This is a genomic window from Microbacterium sp. STRO-1N, assembly GCF_057748015.1.
The window spans coordinates 1,397,953-1,414,736 of the sequence record NZ_CM173234.1; the positions used below are offsets into that span (position 1 = coordinate 1,397,953).

17 protein-coding genes are annotated in these 16,784 nt (G+C 70.0%); 6 read left to right on the forward strand and 11 right to left on the reverse strand.

Annotated features, from left to right (window positions below; genetic code table 11):
* Nucleotide 1: 1 nt before the first annotated feature.
* Genes AC3ANJ_RS06450 through AC3ANJ_RS06470 form a run of 5 tightly spaced genes read left to right on the forward strand, consistent with a single transcriptional unit; the run spans nucleotide 2 to nucleotide 4,859 of the window.
* Nucleotides 2-400: a cytidine deaminase gene (locus tag AC3ANJ_RS06450; RefSeq protein WP_406245955.1), complete on the forward strand. Its 399-nt coding sequence runs from the start codon at nucleotides 2-4 to the stop codon at nucleotides 398-400.
* Nucleotides 397-1,692 carry a thymidine phosphorylase gene (locus AC3ANJ_RS06455; RefSeq protein ID WP_488318759.1) on the forward strand — a complete coding sequence of 432 codons (1,296 nt, stop codon included), beginning with the start codon at nucleotides 397-399 and terminating at the stop codon, nucleotides 1,690-1,692. The genes AC3ANJ_RS06450 and AC3ANJ_RS06455 overlap by 4 nt, the downstream gene beginning before the upstream one ends.
* Before the next feature lie 41 nt (nucleotides 1,693-1,733).
* On the forward strand, nucleotides 1,734-2,849 hold the full coding sequence (locus tag AC3ANJ_RS06460) for an adenosine deaminase (protein ID WP_488318760.1): 1,116 nt from the start codon (nucleotides 1,734-1,736) through the stop codon (nucleotides 2,847-2,849).
* Between the two features lie 10 nt (nucleotides 2,850-2,859).
* Nucleotides 2,860-3,996 (forward strand): polysaccharide deacetylase family protein, encoded by a 1,137-nt coding sequence (locus AC3ANJ_RS06465; RefSeq protein ID WP_488318761.1) that lies wholly within the window; start codon nucleotides 2,860-2,862, stop codon nucleotides 3,994-3,996.
* A gap of 2 nt (nucleotides 3,997-3,998) precedes the next feature.
* On the forward strand, nucleotides 3,999-4,859 hold the full coding sequence (locus tag AC3ANJ_RS06470) for a carbohydrate kinase family protein (protein ID WP_488318762.1): 861 nt from the start codon (nucleotides 3,999-4,001) through the stop codon (nucleotides 4,857-4,859).
* Between the two features lie 4 nt (nucleotides 4,860-4,863).
* On the opposite strand, the gene AC3ANJ_RS06475 is transcribed toward AC3ANJ_RS06470, so the two are convergent.
* From AC3ANJ_RS06475 to AC3ANJ_RS06505, 7 genes are read right to left on the reverse strand one after another with little or no spacing between them, the layout of a single operon-like run.
* Complete coding sequence (locus AC3ANJ_RS06475; protein WP_488318763.1) at nucleotides 4,864-5,610, reverse strand: alpha/beta hydrolase; 747 nt, start codon at nucleotides 5,608-5,610, stop codon at nucleotides 4,864-4,866.
* 4 nt (nucleotides 5,611-5,614) lie between these two features.
* A complete protein-coding gene (locus tag AC3ANJ_RS06480) occupies nucleotides 5,615-6,766 on the reverse strand; it encodes a mannitol-1-phosphate 5-dehydrogenase (RefSeq protein WP_488318764.1) in 1,152 nt (383 codons plus the stop codon).
* Complete coding sequence (locus tag AC3ANJ_RS06485; RefSeq protein WP_406245947.1) at nucleotides 6,763-7,197, reverse strand: PTS mannitol transporter subunit IIA; 435 nt, start codon at nucleotides 7,195-7,197, stop codon at nucleotides 6,763-6,765. Before AC3ANJ_RS06485 ends, AC3ANJ_RS06480 begins: the two co-directional genes overlap by 4 nt.
* Nucleotides 7,197-8,858 (reverse strand): PTS mannitol transporter subunit IIBC, encoded by a 1,662-nt coding sequence (locus tag AC3ANJ_RS06490; RefSeq protein ID WP_488318765.1) that lies wholly within the window; start codon nucleotides 8,856-8,858, stop codon nucleotides 7,197-7,199. Before AC3ANJ_RS06490 ends, AC3ANJ_RS06485 begins: the two co-directional genes overlap by 1 nt.
* Nucleotides 8,855-10,552: a phosphoenolpyruvate--protein phosphotransferase gene (ptsP, locus tag AC3ANJ_RS06495; protein WP_488318766.1), complete on the reverse strand. Its 1,698-nt coding sequence runs from the start codon at nucleotides 10,550-10,552 to the stop codon at nucleotides 8,855-8,857. The genes AC3ANJ_RS06490 and ptsP overlap by 4 nt, the downstream gene beginning before the upstream one ends.
* Complete coding sequence (locus AC3ANJ_RS06500) at nucleotides 10,549-10,833, reverse strand: HPr family phosphocarrier protein (RefSeq protein WP_488318767.1); 285 nt, start codon at nucleotides 10,831-10,833, stop codon at nucleotides 10,549-10,551. Before AC3ANJ_RS06500 ends, ptsP begins: the two co-directional genes overlap by 4 nt.
* Entirely contained in the window at nucleotides 10,830-11,144 is a 315-nt protein-coding gene (locus AC3ANJ_RS06505) for a PTS sugar transporter subunit IIB (RefSeq protein WP_488318768.1), read from the reverse strand. Before AC3ANJ_RS06505 ends, AC3ANJ_RS06500 begins: the two co-directional genes overlap by 4 nt.
* Before the next feature lie 140 nt (nucleotides 11,145-11,284).
* Here AC3ANJ_RS06505 and AC3ANJ_RS06510 point away from each other — a divergent pair, with 140 nt between their 5' ends.
* On the forward strand, nucleotides 11,285-13,219 hold the full coding sequence (locus AC3ANJ_RS06510; RefSeq protein ID WP_488318769.1) for a BglG family transcription antiterminator: 1,935 nt from the start codon (nucleotides 11,285-11,287) through the stop codon (nucleotides 13,217-13,219).
* 11 nt (nucleotides 13,220-13,230) lie between these two features.
* On the opposite strand, the gene AC3ANJ_RS06515 is transcribed toward AC3ANJ_RS06510, so the two are convergent.
* Genes AC3ANJ_RS06515 through AC3ANJ_RS06530 form a run of 4 tightly spaced genes read right to left on the reverse strand, consistent with a single transcriptional unit; the run spans nucleotide 13,231 to nucleotide 16,753 of the window.
* Entirely contained in the window at nucleotides 13,231-13,491 is a 261-nt protein-coding gene (locus tag AC3ANJ_RS06515; protein ID WP_488318770.1) for an HPr family phosphocarrier protein, read from the reverse strand.
* Nucleotides 13,492-13,510: 19 nt separating this feature from the next.
* Nucleotides 13,511-14,236, reverse strand: a complete 726-nt coding sequence (locus AC3ANJ_RS06520; protein WP_488318771.1) for a TSUP family transporter — start codon at nucleotides 14,234-14,236, stop codon at nucleotides 13,511-13,513.
* A gap of 13 nt (nucleotides 14,237-14,249) precedes the next feature.
* Nucleotides 14,250-15,923, reverse strand: coding sequence for a phospho-sugar mutase (locus AC3ANJ_RS06525; RefSeq protein ID WP_488318772.1), 1,674 nt, complete (start codon nucleotides 15,921-15,923; stop codon nucleotides 14,250-14,252).
* Nucleotides 15,920-16,753: a purine-nucleoside phosphorylase gene (locus tag AC3ANJ_RS06530; protein WP_488318773.1), complete on the reverse strand. Its 834-nt coding sequence runs from the start codon at nucleotides 16,751-16,753 to the stop codon at nucleotides 15,920-15,922. The genes AC3ANJ_RS06525 and AC3ANJ_RS06530 overlap by 4 nt, the downstream gene beginning before the upstream one ends.
* Nucleotides 16,754-16,784: the final 31 nt, after the last annotated feature.

Sequence of the window (16,784 nt, forward strand, 5' to 3'; positions counted from 1 at the left end):
GATGACCGATATCGACTGGGACGAGCTGCGCTCGGTCGCCACCGAGGCGATGACGAAGGCGTACGCGCCCTACTCGCGATACAGGGTGGGCGCCGCAGCGCTCGTCGACGACGGCCGGATCATCGCCGGCTGCAACGTCGAGAACGCCTCGTACGGCGTCGGGCTGTGCGCGGAGTGCGCCCTGGTCGGCGACCTGCACATGTCCGGCGGTGGCCGACTCGTCGCCTTCGTGTGCGTGAACGGCGAGGGGCAGACGATCATGCCGTGCGGTCGCTGCCGCCAGCTGCTGTTCGAGCACGCCACGACGGGGATGCTGCTGGAGACCGTCTCGGGGATCCGGACGATCGACGAGGTGCTCCCTGATGCGTTCGGTCCGCGCGATCTGGAGGACGCCCGATGAGCGCCGTCGAGCCCCACGACGCCGTCGACGTCATCCGTGCCAAGCGCGACGGCGGGGTCGTCCCGGAGCCCGCGCTGCGATGGATGGTCGACGCGTACACCCGCGGCTACGTCTCCGACGCGCAGATGGCGTCGTTCGCAATGGCCGTGTTCCAGCGCGGCATGGAGCGCGACGAGATCCGCATCCTCACCGACGCGATGATCGCATCGGGGGAGCGGATGAGCTTCGCGGCCCTCGGCAAGCGCACGGTCGACAAGCACTCCACGGGCGGCGTCGGCGACAAGATCACGCTGCCGCTCGCGCCGCTGGTCGCCGCGTTCGGCGTCGCCGTGCCGCAGCTGTCGGGTCGAGGTCTCGGCCACACCGGCGGCACGCTCGACAAGCTCGAGTCGATTCCCGGGTGGCGCGCGGCGCTGAGCAACGACGAGATGTTCGCGCAGATGCAGTCGGATGTCGGCGCCGTGATCTGCGCCGCCGGTTCGGGCCTCGCACCGGCGGACAAGAAGCTGTACGCGCTGCGCGACGTCACCGGCACGGTGGAGGCGATCCCGCTGATCGCGTCCAGCATCATGTCGAAGAAGATCGCGGAGGGCACCGACGCACTCGTGCTGGACGTGAAGTTCGGCTCCGGTGCGTTCATGCAGGACATCGATCGCGCCAGGGAGCTGGCGCGGACCATGGTCGCGCTCGGCACCGACTCGGGCGTCGCGACGACCGCACTGCTGACGGACATGAACGTGCCGCTCGGCTTCGCGATCGGCAACGCCAACGAGGTCCGCGAATCCGTCGAGGTTCTCGCGGGCGGCGGCCCGGCCGATATCCGCGAGCTCACGGTGGCGCTGGCGCGCGAGATGCTCGATCTCGCCGGCATCCCGGATGCCGACGTCGAAGCCGCCCTCGACGACGGCCGTGCGATGGACAGCTGGAAGGCGATGATCCGCGCGCAGGACGGTGATCCGGATGCTCCGCTTCCGACGGCGCGCGAGACGCACGTCGTCACCGCCCGGAGCGATGGCATCGTGACGCGCATGGACGCGCTGCCGTTCGGCATCGCCGCGTGGCGTCTCGGCGCAGGGCGCGCCAGAGCGGAGGATCCCGTCATCCACGCCGCCGGCATCGACCTGCACGCCAAGCCGGGCGATCGCGTGGTGGTTGGTCAGCCGCTGTTCACGCTCTCGGCCGATGACGAAGCGCGGTTCGCGCGCGCGATCGAAGCGGTCGACGGTGCCTGGGAGATCGGCTCCGACGCCCCCGAGATCGGACCGCTCGTCCGTGAGCGCATCACCGCGTAGGCTGTGAGCCGCACCCCACCCGCACTGCTGAGAGGTCATCCATGTCGATCCAGCCGACCGGCGACGCCACGCTTCAGGGCGTCTCGCTGCGCAGCCTGCCCAAGGTCTCGCTGCACGACCATCTCGACGGCGCCGTGCGCCCGGAGACCATCCTCGAACTGGCCGACGACGCCGGCATCGATGTGCCGGCGCAGAACCCCGAACTGCTCGGCGATTGGATCGCGAAGAAGTGCGATTCCGGCTCTCTCGTTGAGTACCTCAAGACGTTCGAGCTCACGACGGCGGTCATGCAGACCACTGGCGCACTGACCCGCATCGCGCGCGAGTTCGTCGAGGATCTCGCCGATGACGGTGTCATCTACGGCGAGGTGCGCTGGGCGCCGGAGCAGCACCAGGTCGGGGGCCTCTCGCTGGATCAGGCCGTCGAGGCCGTGCAGCAGGGCATCGAGGAGGGCGAGGAGGCCGCGGACCGCGCCGGTCGCAGCATCCGTGTCGGACAGCTGATCACGGCCATGCGGCAGAGCGATCGGACCCGCGAGATCGCGGAACTGGCCGTGGCGCACCGTGGTCGCGGCGTCGTCGGATTCGACCTCGCCGGTCCGGAGGACGGCTTCCCCGCCTCGGACCACAGGGCGGCATTCGAGCACCTCGCCGAGCACTTCTTCCCCGTGACCGTGCACGCCGGAGAAGCCGCGGGCATCGCGTCGATCCGTTCGGCACTGCTGGACGGACGCGCGCTGCGGCTCGGCCACGGCGTCCGGATCGTCTCCGACCTGCAGGTCATCAACCGGGAGGACGACGAGGTGCAGGTGCAGTTCGGCGACCTGGCGCGCTGGGTGCGCGACCGTGAGATCCCGCTCGAGCTGTCGCCGTCGTCGAACCTCCAGACCGGAGCGATCGCCGCATGGGGGACAGAGATCGCCGATCATCCGTTCGATCTGCTGTATCAGCTCGGCTTCGCAGTGACGGTGAACGTCGACAACCGCACCATGAGCCGCACCTCGCTCACGCGGGAGCTGTCGCTGCTCGTGGATGCCTTCGGTTACGACCTCGATGACCTCGAGACGTTCCAGTTCAATGCCGCGGCCGCAGCGTTCCTCCCCGTCGAGGAGCGCGAAGAGCTCGTGGAGATGATCGCCGAAGGCTTCGGGGACTGACGCGCCGACGATGGATGCCGCGTCCTCTCGCGCCGCAGCGCGCTTTCGGCGTCGCCGCCGCCGACGACTCGCCTTCGGCCTGACGATCGGCGCCATCGCGCTCGTCGCCGTCGTCGCAGTGGCGGCCGTCGTGCTCACGCCCCAGGCGACGGCCGAGGCCGCGCCGCCGCGCCGCGCGGCCACACCGGCTCCGGTTCCGCTCACTCCGTCGGAGGCGCTCCTCGCGGAGACCGATGATCCACTGGCGTGCGCCGTGACGTTCTCCGGCGACGGCATCGAAATCGAGCCGATGCTGCAGCAGCAGGGTGGCCTCTACGCCGGCCTGCCCATCCCGGCTCAGGACGGCAGAGTCTTCGCCGGGTGGTACGCCACAGCCGAGGATGCCGAGGTCTTCGAGGTCGCCTCGCGGATCAACGGTTCGCGGGTCGTCGAATGCGCAGAGCAGCAGCGGGAGCTGTTCGCAGCGTGGAAGACGCCGGAGGAGAATGCGGCGGAGGACGCCGGCATCCCGATCCTCATGTATCACCAGTTCACGACCAGGCCGGAAGGCGAGGACGGCTGGCTGAGGGGGAACTACGCCTACATCGGCGACTTCGACGCCCACATGCAGCACATCGCCACGACCGGGTTCTACATGCCGACCTGGGACGAACTGAGCGCGTTCATCGACGGCAGGCTGTTCCTGCCGTCGCGCTCGGTCATCATCACCGACGACGACGCCGACCAGACCTGGTTCGACCTCGCCGTGCCCGTCGTCGACCGCCACCAGGTGCTCACGACGTCCTTCATGGTGACCGCTTACCGACAGGATCCACCGCCGTCCGTGTACGTGCTGCGCCGATCGCACACCCACGACATGCATCAGGCGGGCGACAACGGGCGTGGCCGGATGGAGAACTGGTCGGCAGATGAGATCGCCGCCGACCTCAACACCTCCGGCGACATCCTGGGTGTGCGCGAGGTCATCGCCTATCCCTTCGGGCACCACAACGACACCGCGAAACAGGGCGTCGCGCTCGCGGGCTACGAGATGGCGCGCACGATCGAACCCGGCGTCGTGCGGATCGGCACCGACAAGCTCGCGCTGCCGGTGGTCCGCATCGACTACGGAATGGGGCTCGACGCGCTCGTGTCCCGGATCGGATGACCATGACGTCCCCCAGCGTGTTCATCGCGGGCCCGGCATCCTGGAACCGTCTGGTCGTGCTCGATCACCTGCCGGAGCCGGTGCCGCACATGCAGTTCGCCGAGGACTCGTGGGAGACCGTGGGCGGCACGAGTGCGGGCAAGGCGCTGAGCCTCACCGCCCTCGGCCGCGACGTGCTGCTGTACGCACTGAGCGCGGATGACGAGGACGGCCGCCGGGTGCGCTCCGCCCTGTCGGATGCCGGTGCGCCGACGCTCTGGGGGACGAGCGCGCAGACCGAGCGGCACCTGAACCTCATGACCCGTGCGGGGGAGCGCGTCTCGCTCTACCTGTCGACGCCGGCGGCCTCGGACGGTGCGCAGGACGATCGAATCCGTCGGACGATGGCGGATGCCGACGCTCTCGTCCTGGACCTCGCGGCCGAGCCGCTGCGTCTGCTGCCGATGGCCGCCGAGACCGGCGTCCCGATCTGGGTCGACGTGCACGACTACGACGGCGAGGCCGAGTTCCATCGCCCGTTCCTGGACGTCGCGGATGCCGTGTTCTGCAATGCGGACAAGCTCGATGACCCGGTGGCCTTCCTGCGCTCCCGCATCGCGGCCGGTGCGTCGCTCGCCGTGTGCACACTGGGTGCGGACGGCGCCGTGGCCGTGGATGCCGATGGCGGGGAGCATCGCGTCGCAGCCATCGGGGTCGATGTCCACGACACGAACGGCGCCGGCGACGCGTTCCTCGCCGGAGTCCTCGATGCGCGGCTGTCAGGGCTCGGCGTTCCCGCGGCGCTCGAAGCCGGCGCCCGTTCGGCGTCGACCGTGCTCGGCACCCGTCATCTGCATCCGCTGCTGGGTGCGGTGCTGGGCTGACCGATCAGCCGAGATCGTCGGAGAACCGTCCGGTGAGGTCGGTGACGGTCGCGTGCATCGTCTCGTCCGAGATCGTCGGTGTACCGTCACCCGGTTGCGGGCCGTAGTCGCCGAACGAGGCATGCGACGCGCCGTCGATCTCGACGAGCTCGGCGTCGGCGGGGAGCAGATGGCGTGCATCGGCGATCTTCTCCGGCGTCGAGAGGCCGTCTTCGCTGCCGGCCAGGCTGAGCACGGGGAGGTCGGTGTCGGCGAGGTCGGCCGCGCAGTACGAGGCGAACAGCAGCAGCGCCTCGGCATCCGACGCCAGCTGGCAGGCACGAACGCCGCCCAGCGAATGCCCGCCGACGATCCACGTGTCGACCTCCGGCGCGGCCGAGGTGAAGGCGTCGACGCCTCGGGGGTCGAAGAAGGCCAGGTTCAGCCACGGCCGTGTGATCACGACAGTGACGCCGTCCTCCGCCACGATGCCCTGCAGGATCGCGGCGTACGCCCAGGGGTCGACCTTGGCGCCGGGGATGAACACGAGCCCGATCTCGCTGTCGCCGTCCGCGGGGGAGAGCACGATGCCCTGATCCGCGTCATCGATCACGACATCGGGATTCGCCCGCACGCTCGCCAGGGGCTCCGGTTCGGCCGCCATGACGCCGACCTGGCTCCAGATGACGATTCCGATGATCCCGAGGGCGATGACGGCGCCCAGGGACCCCAGAATCCAGGCGACGATCCGCCGTCCACGTCTCTTCCTCACCCGTTCAGGCTAGTGCTGCTGCCTGAACAGCGACCACGGCGCGCACCGCGGCGAACAGCGGATGCTCGGCTTCCAGTCCGGTGACGGATGCCGTGAAGGCCGCCGCATCTTCGGATGCGAGACGCTGTTGCAGCTCGACGGACTGCTCGTCTTCCGGATCGTCGAACGCGAGCGCGGCGGCGACAGCGGCGACGAGCGCCGCCGTCGACAGCCCTCGCTCTGCGGCTTCGGCCGCCGGACCGATGAAACGCTCGTGCCGCGAGAGCTTGCGCAGCGGCTGGCGGCCGACGCGCTGCACGGTGTCGATGAGCTCCGGATTGCGGAATCGCTCCAGGATCGTCGCACGGTAGTCGGCCAGTTCTGCCGGGTCGAGCCCGTGCACGGCGGCCAGCATCGCCGAGGTCTCCTCGAGGGCTGCGCCGACGGATGCCGCGACCGCCGGGTCTGCGAGCGCATCAGCGATCCGCTCGTGCCCCGCTTGCGCGCCGAAGTACGCGGTCGCGGCGTGCCCGGTGTTCACGGTGAACAGCTTGCGTTCGATGTAGGGGGCGAGATCGTCGACGAAGTGCGCACCGGGGATGTTCGGCAGCTCGCCGCGGAACGGCCCCTGCTCGATCGCCCATTCGAAGTACGGCTCGACCGTGACGTCGATGCCTGTCCCGTCCGGTTGCGCCGGAACGATCCGGTCGACGGCCGTGTTCGCGAAGGCGGCGCGGGCGGTGAGGGCGGCCGCATCGCCTGCGGCGATCCGTTCGATCTCGGCACGCAGCGTGTCGGTCGCCCCGATCGCGTTCTCGCACGCCATGACGGCCAGCGGTGCGGCATCCGCGGGCCGTCGGCGCAGCCCTTCGACGATGACGGGAGCGATGAAGCGCAGCGCGGTCGGCCCCACAGCGCAGGTCACGACGTCGGCCGTCGCGACCTCGGCGATGACGGCATCCGGATCCGTGCGGCTGTTGAGCGCCCGGAAGCCCGTCACGATCCGGTTCACCCCGCCGGGTCCGGCTTCGCGGACCGTGTAGTGGTCTGCCGCGTCGAGGGCGTCCACCAGGGCGTCGGCGACGTCGGAGAAGACGACCTCGTAGCCGCCCTCGTGCAGCAGCAGGCCGACGAAACCGCGCCCGATGTTCCCGGCGCCGAAGTGGACGGCTTTCATCCCTCGTTCACCTCCGAAAGCAGCGCGTACAGCTCGTCCGGGGTCTGTGCGGCCGTCAGGCGTGCGACGTCGTCCTCCTCCGAGAAGAGGATCGCGATTCTCGACAGGATGTCGAGGTGCTCGTCGCCGACGCCGGCGATCCCGATCACGAAGGTGGCCTCGTCGCCGGCCCAGTCGACCCCGCCGTCGTAGCGGACGACGGACAGCGCGGAGGCGAGGATCGTGTCCTTCGCATCGTTGGTGCCGTGCGGGATCGCGAGGCCGTTGCCCATGAAAGTGGACACCGTCTGCTCACGCTGCCGCATCGCGTCGACGTACGCGGGGGTGACGGCGCCGGCGGCGACCAGGATGTCCGTGGCCTCCTGCAGTGCCGCCTCCTGCGTCGCGGAGCCGGGGTGGATGCGGACCTGGCCGAGGGTGAGAACGCTCATCATGCTTCCTTTCGCTGGTCGCGGACCATCTCGACGACCTCGTCGTACTTCGGCGAGTTCATGAAGTTGTCCACCGAGATGTGGAGCGAGTCGGGCGACTGCGCCTGGGCGCGGTCGGTCAGCTGCTGCTGGGTGATGACCAGATCCGCCGTGCCGTCGAGGTTCGCGATCGCCTTGTTGACCACGGTGACGCCCTCGATGCCGGCCTTCTTGAACTTGTTGCGCAGCACGCTCGCCCCCATCGCGGACGAACCCATGCCGGCGTCGCACGCGAAGACGATGTCGGTGATCTGGCGCGTGGCGAGGACGCCGCCGTCCGCCATTCCGCCGGTCTCGGCCTGCGTCTCGAGCTTGTCGAGCGCTTCGTCCGCTGCGGCGACGGATGCCGAGTCACCGCTCACGCGCAGGGCGTCCATCGCGGCGGACTTCTTGCCCTTGTTGGCCTCGGTCTGCGCGATCGCCGCGCCGAACGCGTCGGCCTCAGCCAACAGGTCGCGCTTGCGCGATGCCCGGAGGATGACACCGGTGATGAGGAAGGTCACGGTGGCGGCGAGGATGACCGACAGGTACACCACGAGGAGATTCGTGATGCCACCGGCAGCGGGGCTGACAGCGGCCGCTGTGACGGCGATGATGCTGCCGGGCGCTGCGGGGAACGCCAGGCCGCCGCCGAGGATCATGTTCGTCGTCACTCCCGTGGCACCGCCCGCGATCAGCGCGAGGATCGTGGCCGGCTTGCTGAGCGCGTACGGGAAGTAGATCTCGTGGATGCCTCCGAGGAACTGGATGACGGCGGCGCCGGGGGCCGAAGCCTTCGCTGCGCCGATCCCGAAGAACGAGAAGGCGAGCAGCAGTCCGACCCCGGGGCCGGGGTTGGCCTCGATCAGGAACAGAATCGACTTGCCCGTCTCCTGAGCCTGCTCGATGCCGAGCGGCGTGAAGACGCCGTGGTTGATCGCGTTGTTCAGGAACAGCACCTTCGCGGGTTCGACGATGATCGACACGAGCGGCAGCAGGTTGTACAGAACCAGCCAGCCGACCGCGAGACCCAGGACATCGCTCACCCAAAGGATCGCAGGACCGAACACGAAGAAGCCGAGAATAGCCAGCAGCATGCCGAGGATGCCGGCGGAGAAGTTGTTGATGAGCATCTCGAAGCCCGGCTTGATCTTGCCGTCCCAGAGTTTGTCCATCCACTTGGTCACGAGCGCCGCGAACGGCCCCATGATCATCGCGCCGAGGAACATCGGGATGTTGGTCCCGACGATCACACCCATTGTCGCGATCGAGGCGACGACGCCGCCGCGCTCGCCATAGACCATCCGACCACCGGTGTTGGCGATGAGGAGCGGCAGCAGATACGTGATCGAGGGCCCGACGAGTCCGACGAACTGATTGAACGGATCACCGTTCTCATCGAGCGCGACTGTCGTCATGGCTCCGGGCCAGTTGATGGCACCCGCGTCGCCGAAGCCGCCGAGCAGCGGTGCGACAGGGGTCCACCACCCCAGCCAGCCCACCGCGATGAAGAGCATCGTGATGAAGCCCCAGGCGATGAAGGCGGCGATGTTCGGCATGATCATGCCGGAGAGGAACGTGCCGAAGCGCTGGACTCCGACCCGGAGCCTTCCCTGCTTCTGCGCGGGTGACGTCGTCGTCATGATGTCGTCTCTTTCTGCTGTGGGTTCGGGTGAGGGGTGAGGTCTGCGACGGCCGCGGCGACCGCGGCACGAGCGCCGGCGGCGTCATCCGCGGCGAGGGCGATCTCGGCGAGGTGTCGCGCGTCGTCGAGTGTGCGCTCCGAGAGCGCGAGCCGGACGTCGGCCAGAGCGGCCGATGCCATCGACAGGCTCGTCGCGCCGAGTCCGACCAGCACGACGGCGAGCAGCGGATCGGCGGCGGCCTCACCGCAGATGCCGACCGGCTTGCTCGCCCGAGCGCCGGCGGCGCCGACCTCGCCGACGAGGCGCAGCACGGCCGGATGCCACGGGTCCTGGAATCCGGCGACGGATCCGAGCATGCGGTCGGCGGCCATCGTGTACTGGGTGAGGTCGTTCGTGCCGATCGAGGCGAAATCGGCGTGCGCGAGCACGCGGTCGGCGAGCAGCGCGCTCGCAGGCACCTCGACCATGACACCGGCTGTCTTCAGCCCGTATTCGCGGGCGAGCGTCGTGAAGTACGCCGTCTCCTCGACGGTGGTCACCATCGGGGCCATGACCCAGAGGTCGGCGCCCGTCTCGGCATCCGCTTCGGCGAGTGCGGTGAGCTGCTCGCGCAGGATATCCTCGCTCGCGCGGAGCGCCCGCAGGCCTCGCAGACCGAGAGCCGGGTTCTCCTCGTGCGCGTCGTTGAGGAAGGCGAGCGGCTTGTCCGCCCCGGCATCCAGCAGTCGGACGACGACCTTCTTCCCCTCGAACGCGGCCAGCAGCTCGCGGTACGACTCGCGCTGCTGCGCGACGGTCGGCGCCTGCGCGGCCGAGAGGAACAGGAACTCGGTGCGGAAGAGCCCGACGCCCTCAGCCCCCCGCGACACCGCATCCGCTGCATCGGCGGGTTTGCCCAGGTTCGCCAGCAGTGCGATGGGGGTGCCGTCTGCGAGGGCGCCCGGCGTCACGGGAAGCGCCTCGGCGCTCTGTCTGGCCGACGCGCGCTCGGCTGCGCGGCCGAGTTCGTCGGCGGACGGTTCGGTCGTCACGGCGCCGGCCGCGGCATCCACGATCACCGTCTCGCCGTCGGTGAGGACGCCGGCCTGCGCCACGCCGACGACGGCGACGATGCCCTTCTCCCTGGCCAGGATCGCGGTGTGGGACGTCGGGCCGCCATCAGAGGTGATGAGCGCCAGGACCTGATCGAGCTTGAGCAGTGCCGTGTCCGCCGGCGCGAGGTCGCGCGCGACCAGCACGAAGGGATGACCCGGGTCGGGGACTCCGGGCGCTGGCACACCACGCAACCGGGCGAGCACGCGCTGTGCGATGTCGTCGAGGTCGGCCGCTCGTTCACCGAGATAGCCGCCGATGGCCTCGAGAGTCGCCTTGAAGCCCGCGAACGCGTCGTGCACCGCCCACTCCGCTGTGGTGCCGTCATCGATGCGCGCGTCGATCTCGTCCTGCAGGCTCGGGTCCTCGGCGATCATCGCCTGGGCTTCGAGCACCTCCTGCGCGGCACCTCCGGCCGCCTCAGCTCTGGTGGTCAGCTCGCTCGCCACGGCGGCGATCGCCTCGCGGACCCTGGTGCGCTCCTGATCGGCACCGACGGCGCTCTTGGCGTTCTCGGGATCCGGAAGCGGGTCCGCCATGCGGACGACGGGTCCCTGCGCGACGCCGGACCCGATCCCCACCCCGCGGAGCGTGCTCATCCGGCCGACTCCTCGTCGTGGTCGGTCGTGAGCAGCTCGGTCAACGTGTCGAGCACGGCGTCGGCGTTCTCGCCGTCCGCGGTGAGCGTGACGTAGTCGCCGTGGTCGACGCCCAGGGCGATCACACTCAGGATGCTGGCGGCGTTGACCGGCTTGCCGGAGTCCTTCGCGACGGTGACGGCGATGCCCGACTCCTTCGCGGCCTGCGCGAACAGCTTCGCTGGACGAGCGTGCAGGCCGTGGGATGATCCGATCCGGACGGTGCGGGATGCAGCGGTCATGGTGTTCCTTTCTCGGCGGTGAGTGCCGACCGCACGAGCGCGAGCGTGCGCGTGCCGTCGCGGTCGGAGAAGATGTCTTCGGGGAGCGGCAGCACCGGGCACGGGCTCGCCGCGCGGATGGCGCCGAGGCGGTCGGCGAGATGCGGGCCGACGAGGATCAGATCGGCATCGCGCGATGCGGTGGTCGACTCGGTACCGGCGAAGGCGTCCCACGCCAGCTGCGCGTCGGTCGCGGCGCGCTGCAGTCGTTGCGCGACGAACGTGCTCGACGCCCCTGCGCCGCAGACCACGAGGATCCTCTTCGATGCCATGGATCCATTCTGGGAACGCGCTGTGAGCGGCACCACCAGGCTTCTTTCCGCCCCTGCGGAACACCCGGTCCCGCCCCTTCCCGGCTCAGGGCTGGCATCATGAGAGTGCGACGATGCCGGCATTCAGACTCGGAGGGACCATGACGCGCCAGCGCCAGGATCAGCTCCTCTCCGCGTTGCTGCGCCAGGACGGATGGGCGACGGCCGGCAGCCTCGCCGATCAGCTCGGGGTGACTCCGCGCAGCATCCGCTCGTACGTCGCAGCGCTGAACTCCCGCGTGCCTGCGACGGATGCCGTCGACTCGGGACCGGCCGGGTATCGCGCGGGCGCAGGCGCCCGAGCGGCTCTGCGCGCGCGGGCCGACGAGTCGGCGCCGCGAGAGCGCCTGCATGCCGTCATCCGGATGCTACTGGACCAGCCGGACGGCATCGACCTGTACGAGACGGCCGATCGGCTGCACGTGTCCGACGCGACGGTGGAGTCCGATCTCTCCCGCGTCCGCGTGCTGCTGGACGGCACCGATCTCGCCCTGGAGCGCGACCGCGAGACGATCCGGTTGCGGGGGACCGAGGTCGCGCAGCGCCGTCTGCTCAGCCGGCTCGCGCACGACGAGATGGATGCCGCCGCATTCCGCCCCGAGACGATCCGGCACGCGCTGGCGGGGGAGGTCGTCGGCTCCGGTGCCGTAGCCGACTTCAAGACCGCACTGGTGCGCGAACTGGGCGCACTGGGCTACTACGTGAACGAGCTGGCCATCTCCGACGTGCTGCTGCACATCGCGATCGCGGCCGACAGGGTCGCCGCAGGCCGGCCGCTGGAGACGGATGCCGCGCAGGACCGCGCGGCGGACGCGCACGGTGAGATCGTCCGCGTCGGCGAGCAGATCAGCCGTCTGGCGCAGGAGCACTTCGGGGTGCGCCTCGGTGTCGGCGACAGCGCCCATCTGGCGACGCTGGTGCTGACCCGCGTGGTCGCCCCTGGGCGCGGCAGCGCCGTCGATGTCGCTCGCAGCGGTGTGGATGCGGGCGTTGACGAGGCGGTGCGCGCGGAGATCGCCCGCGCGGCGCACGACTATCAGGTCGACCTCGAGGACGAGGACTTCATCCTGCGGCTCAGTCTGCACGTGCAGAACCTGCTGCGACGGGCGAAGGAGCAGGCGTGGACGCGCAATCCGCTGACGCGGTCGCTCAAGTCGTCCTATCCGATGATCTTCGAGGTGGCCGTGTCGATCGCGAGCGGTCTGCACGACCGGCTCGATCTGCCCGTGAACGACGACGAGATCGCCTACATCGCGATGCACGTCGGCGGGCGCCTCGAGCGCAGCCGCAAGGCGGACACGATCCTCAGCGCCACGATCGTGTGCCCCGGGTACTACGAGCTGCATGAGCTGCTGCGTTCCAGCGTCGACCGCTCGCTCGGCTCCGCGATCGAGGTCACGCGCGTGGTGACCTCGGTCGATCCGGACTGGGCGTCCTTCGACACGGACCTGGTGCTGTCGACGATCGAACCCGGTGCGTCGGGGGACAGGTTCGTCCGGGTGCAGCCCTTCCTCGGCGAGGCGGACGTGGAACGCGTCCAGCTGGCGGCGGCGCGGGTGCGCCGCGGCCGCCGGCTCGCGCAGCTGCGCGCAGAGCTGTCGCGGTACTTCGACGCGAGCGCCTTTCTGCATCCGCTGCCGGATGCCGGAGACGAGGAGATCATCCGTCGCCTGGGCGGGATGCTGGTCGCCGCGGGTCTGATCGATGACGAGTACGTCGACAAGACGATTCAGCGCGAGCGCATGTCATCCACCGCGTTCACCGACGCTCTCGCCGTGCCGCATTCGCTGCAGATGACGGCCCGTCGTACCGCGATCGCGATCGGCGTGGCCGACGGATCCGTGGCTTGGGGAGACGGTCGCGTCCAGGTGGTCGCGCTCGCCGCGTTCAGCGAGAGCGACCGGGCCGCCTTCCAGACCGTGTTCGAGCAGTTGGTCGAGGTGTTCAGCGAGCGCGAGAGCGTCCAGCGCCTGGTGCGTCGGGCCACGAGCTTCGAGGCGTTCCTCGATGAGCTGGTGGCCGTCATCGACGGCTGATCGCGCGGGGCTCACCTTGGCGCGAGCACCTCGACCATCGCATCCAGCAGCGCATCCGCGTCAGCGGACGTCTGAGTCTCGATCGTGACGACGTCGCCCTCGACGAGGGCGAGATCCATGACCGCGAGGATGCTGGCGAGCTCGACCACCGTCCCCTCCGAGGTCGCCAGCGTGACCGGCGCGCTGTGCGCGATGGCCAGGCGGGCGAGCTCGGCGACGGGACGGGCGTGCGCGCCGTTGTGGGCGCTGATCCGTACGCGGCGGCTGGGCATGCAGCGATGCTATCCGCACTCACCCCGCGAGGGCGAGGAACCCCCTGCCCAGGACGACGAGGACACCGGCCCACGCGCACCACAGCATCATGCTCCTGGCCAGCCGCGTGGAGACGATTCGGGTGAGCAGCGTCCCGAGCAGGATTCCGCCCGCCGTCCCCGCAGCGAGCAGCATCATCTCGCCGACCGGGGCCGATGGCAGGCCGCGCAGCAGCACCGACACCAGCCCGTACCCGAGGAACACCACCTGCGCGCTCGCCGCGAAGCGGTGCTGCTCCCAGCGGTCGCCGACCGCGTAGGCGGCCAGAGCGGGTCCTGACAGCCCGCTGGAGGCGTGCAGATACCCGGCGGCCGCACCGGCGTACACCGCGCCACGGCGTCCCTTCAGCACCGCGGATACCGGCCCGCCGAATCGTGGAGTCAGCAGCGCGGCGATCGCCAGCAGCGAGATCATGAAGAGCAGCGCAGCCTCTGGCAGCAACCGTGTCACGAGCGCGCCGAACGGAGCGGCCGCGACCCCGGCGCCGAGCAGCCACCACGTGCGGCCCCAGTCGATCAGCCGCCACCCGGAGGGGATGGCGACGACGGCGGCCACGACGGCGAGCAGCACGGCCACCGTGACCCCCTCGACGGGCCCGTAGATGAGCACGGCCGGGCCGATCAGCACCAGGACGAACGCGAGCCCAGTGAGACGCTGTATCGCCCCGGCCGCCACCGCCGCGAGCACGGCGAGGAGAAGGATCATCGTGCGAGGCGGTTCAGGAGCGCTCCTCCAGCAGCGCCCGCACGCCGGACTCGATGGCGGCGACGGCGTCCGCCGCGGCATCCGCGGAGTCCGCCTGCGTGTCGATGTAGACCTTCAGCTTCGGTTCGGTGCCGCTGGGGCGGACGATGACGCGACCGCCACCCGCGAGCCGGTACCGCAGCACGTCGCCGGACGGCTGGCCCGCCGGCGCGAGCAGCAGGTCTTCCGCCGACTCGACCGCGGCGTCCCCGATGGATGCCGGAGGCGACAGGCGCAGCGAAGCCATGACGGTGCCGATGATCGACAGGTCCTCGACTCTGATGGACACCTGACCGCTCCCGAAGTGGCCATAGGTCCCGCCGAGTTCTTCCAGCAGGGTCGAGAGGGTCGCGCCGCGCTCCCTGGCCTCCGAGGCGAGCCCCAGCAGGGCGACCGCCGCTGAGATGCCGTCCTTGTCGCGCACGGTCTCGGGATTGACGAGGTAGCCCAGGGCCTCCTCGAAACCGAACACGATGCCCTCGGCGCGTGAGATCCATTTGAATCCGGTCAGCGTCTCGGCGAAGCCGAGGCCGTGATGCTCGGCGATCACGCCGAGACCGGGGGACGAGACCAGCGAGCAGGCGAGCGTCGCCCCCGCCGTCCCCTCGGCCGCCCGCGCGGCGCGGGCGCCGAGGAGCAGGCCGATCTCGTTGCCGCTGAGGCGTCGCCAGCCGCTCGGCGCGTCGGCGTCGGGGATCGCGACGGCGAGCCGATCGGCATCAGGGTCGTTGGCGATGATGAGCTCGGCGCCGGTGGACCGCGCGACGTCGAAGGACAGATCCAGCGCACCCGGCTCCTCGGGGTTCGGGAACGCCACGGTGCGGAAAGTCGGATCGGGATGCTGCTGCGCGCGTACCGCGGTCGGCTTCGGGTAGCCGGCGGCCGCCACGATGCGCTCGAATGTCTCCCATCCGACGCCGTGCATGGCTGTGTACACCCATCGGAGCCCATCGGCGCCGGAGCCGGCCGGGGCGACGGCGGCCGTCGCCGTGATGTACGCGCTCACGACCTCGTCGCCGGCGATCTCATACGCGTCCGAACGGGGGAGGATACCGACGTCCCCGGCATCCGCCACGCGCTGGATGTGCGCGGCGATCTCCGCGTCGGCGGGGGACACGATCTGGGACCCCTCATCCGCACCGCCGAGGTAGACCTTGTAGCCGTTGTCGTTCGGCGGGTTGTGGCTGGCGGTCACCATGACGCCGGCATCCGCACCGAGGTAGCGGACCGCGAAGGCGAGGACCGGAGTGGGCAGCAGACGCGGCAGCAGGATCGCCCGAAGGCCGGCTCCGGCGAACAGCTCGGCGGAATCCAGGGCGAATCGGCGCGAGTTGCGCCGCCCGTCGTAGCCGACCACGACGGTGGGAGTCGTGCCCTGCGTCCGATCGAGCAGGTAGGCGGCGAAGCCGGCAGCGGCCTGCGCCACGAGCACCCGATTCATCCGGTTGCTGCCGGCGCCGAGCGCACCGCGCAGGCCGGCGGTGCCGAACGCCAGGCGCGCACGGAAGCGATCGTCGAGATCCTCGAGCGCCGAGGCGTCCCCGCCTGCGGCGAGGGTGACGATGCCCGCGAGCTCATCGCGCGTCTCGGCATCCGGGTCCTGACGAATCCAGGCGCGAGCCGACGAGAGGAGGTCCTCCGCGCTCACAGGGCCTCGACCACCTTGGCCAGCAGAGCCGAGATGACCGGTTCCGCCTCGCGCCCGGCCTCGATGACCTCGGCGTGGCTCAGGGGGGTCTTCTGGATGCCGGCGGCGAGGTTCGTGATCAACGAGAAGCCGAGGATCTCCATGCCGGCTTCGCGCGCGGCGATGGCCTCGAGAGCCGTCGACATGCCGACGATGTGGCCGCCGATGTGCTTCGCCATCTGGACCTCGGCAGGGGTCTCGTAGTGCGGGCCGCGGAACTGCGTGTAGACGCCTTCGTCGAGCGAAGGATCGATCGAGCGGGCGATGTCCCGGAGACGCTGCGCGTACAGGTCGGTGAGGTCGATGAACGTCGCGCCCTCGAGGGGCGAATCGGCGGTGAGGTTGATGTGGTCACTGATGAGCACCGGCTGGCCGGGCGTCCAGGTCTCGCGGACGCCTCCGGCGCCGTTGGTGAGGACCATGATCTTCGCTCCAGTGGCCGCCGCCGTGCGGACGCTGTGAACGACGCGGCGGACGCCGTGTCCTTCGTAGTAATGCGTTCGGGCGCCGATCACGAGGATGTTCTTGCCATCGGGGGTGCGGATCGACCGCAGGGTGCCGACATGGCCTTCCAACGCGGGCTTGGAGAACCCGGTCACCTCGGTGGCGGGAATCGTCGCGACGGTCTCGCCGATCAGGTCGGCCGCCCTGCCCCATCCGCTGCCGAGGGTGAGGGCGATGTCGTGCTTCTCGACGCCGCTGATCCGCGCGATGTCCGCGGCGGCCGTGGCTGCGATCTCGAACGGGTTCGCGTTCGGGTCGTCGAGGGGGTGGTCATGAATGTCGGTCATGGATCCACTCTAGGAAGCGTGCGGCGTCGGG

Bases quoted from the DNA above. Each gene is read 5' to 3' on its own strand.
- AC3ANJ_RS06470 (WP_488318762.1), top strand. From the start codon at position 3,999: ATGACGTCCCCCAGCGTGTTCATCGCGGGCCCGGCATCCTGGAACCGT.
- AC3ANJ_RS06510 (WP_488318769.1), top strand. From the start codon at position 11,285: ATGACGCGCCAGCGCCAGGATCAGCTCCTCTCCGCGTTGCTGCGCCAG.
- AC3ANJ_RS06505 (WP_488318768.1), bottom strand. From the start codon at position 11,144: ATGGCATCGAAGAGGATCCTCGTGGTCTGCGGCGCAGGGGCGTCGAGC.
- AC3ANJ_RS06485 (WP_406245947.1), bottom strand. From the start codon at position 7,197: ATGAGCGTTCTCACCCTCGGCCAGGTCCGCATCCACCCCGGCTCCGCG.
- AC3ANJ_RS06515 (WP_488318770.1), bottom strand. From the start codon at position 13,491: ATGCCCAGCCGCCGCGTACGGATCAGCGCCCACAACGGCGCGCACGCC.
- ptsP (WP_488318766.1), bottom strand. From the start codon at position 10,552: ATGAGCACGCTCCGCGGGGTGGGGATCGGGTCCGGCGTCGCGCAGGGA.
- AC3ANJ_RS06520 (WP_488318771.1), bottom strand. From the start codon at position 14,236: ATGATCCTTCTCCTCGCCGTGCTCGCGGCGGTGGCGGCCGGGGCGATA.
- AC3ANJ_RS06490 (WP_488318765.1), bottom strand. From the start codon at position 8,858: ATGACGACGACGTCACCCGCGCAGAAGCAGGGAAGGCTCCGGGTCGGA.
- AC3ANJ_RS06460 (WP_488318760.1), top strand. From the start codon at position 1,734: ATGTCGATCCAGCCGACCGGCGACGCCACGCTTCAGGGCGTCTCGCTG.
- AC3ANJ_RS06455 (WP_488318759.1), top strand. From the start codon at position 397: ATGAGCGCCGTCGAGCCCCACGACGCCGTCGACGTCATCCGTGCCAAG.
- AC3ANJ_RS06465 (WP_488318761.1), top strand. From the start codon at position 2,860: ATGGATGCCGCGTCCTCTCGCGCCGCAGCGCGCTTTCGGCGTCGCCGC.
- AC3ANJ_RS06480 (WP_488318764.1), bottom strand. From the start codon at position 6,766: ATGAAAGCCGTCCACTTCGGCGCCGGGAACATCGGGCGCGGTTTCGTC.
- AC3ANJ_RS06530 (WP_488318773.1), bottom strand. From the start codon at position 16,753: ATGACCGACATTCATGACCACCCCCTCGACGACCCGAACGCGAACCCG.
- AC3ANJ_RS06500 (WP_488318767.1), bottom strand. From the start codon at position 10,833: ATGACCGCTGCATCCCGCACCGTCCGGATCGGATCATCCCACGGCCTG.
- AC3ANJ_RS06450 (WP_406245955.1), top strand. From the start codon at position 2: ATGACCGATATCGACTGGGACGAGCTGCGCTCGGTCGCCACCGAGGCG.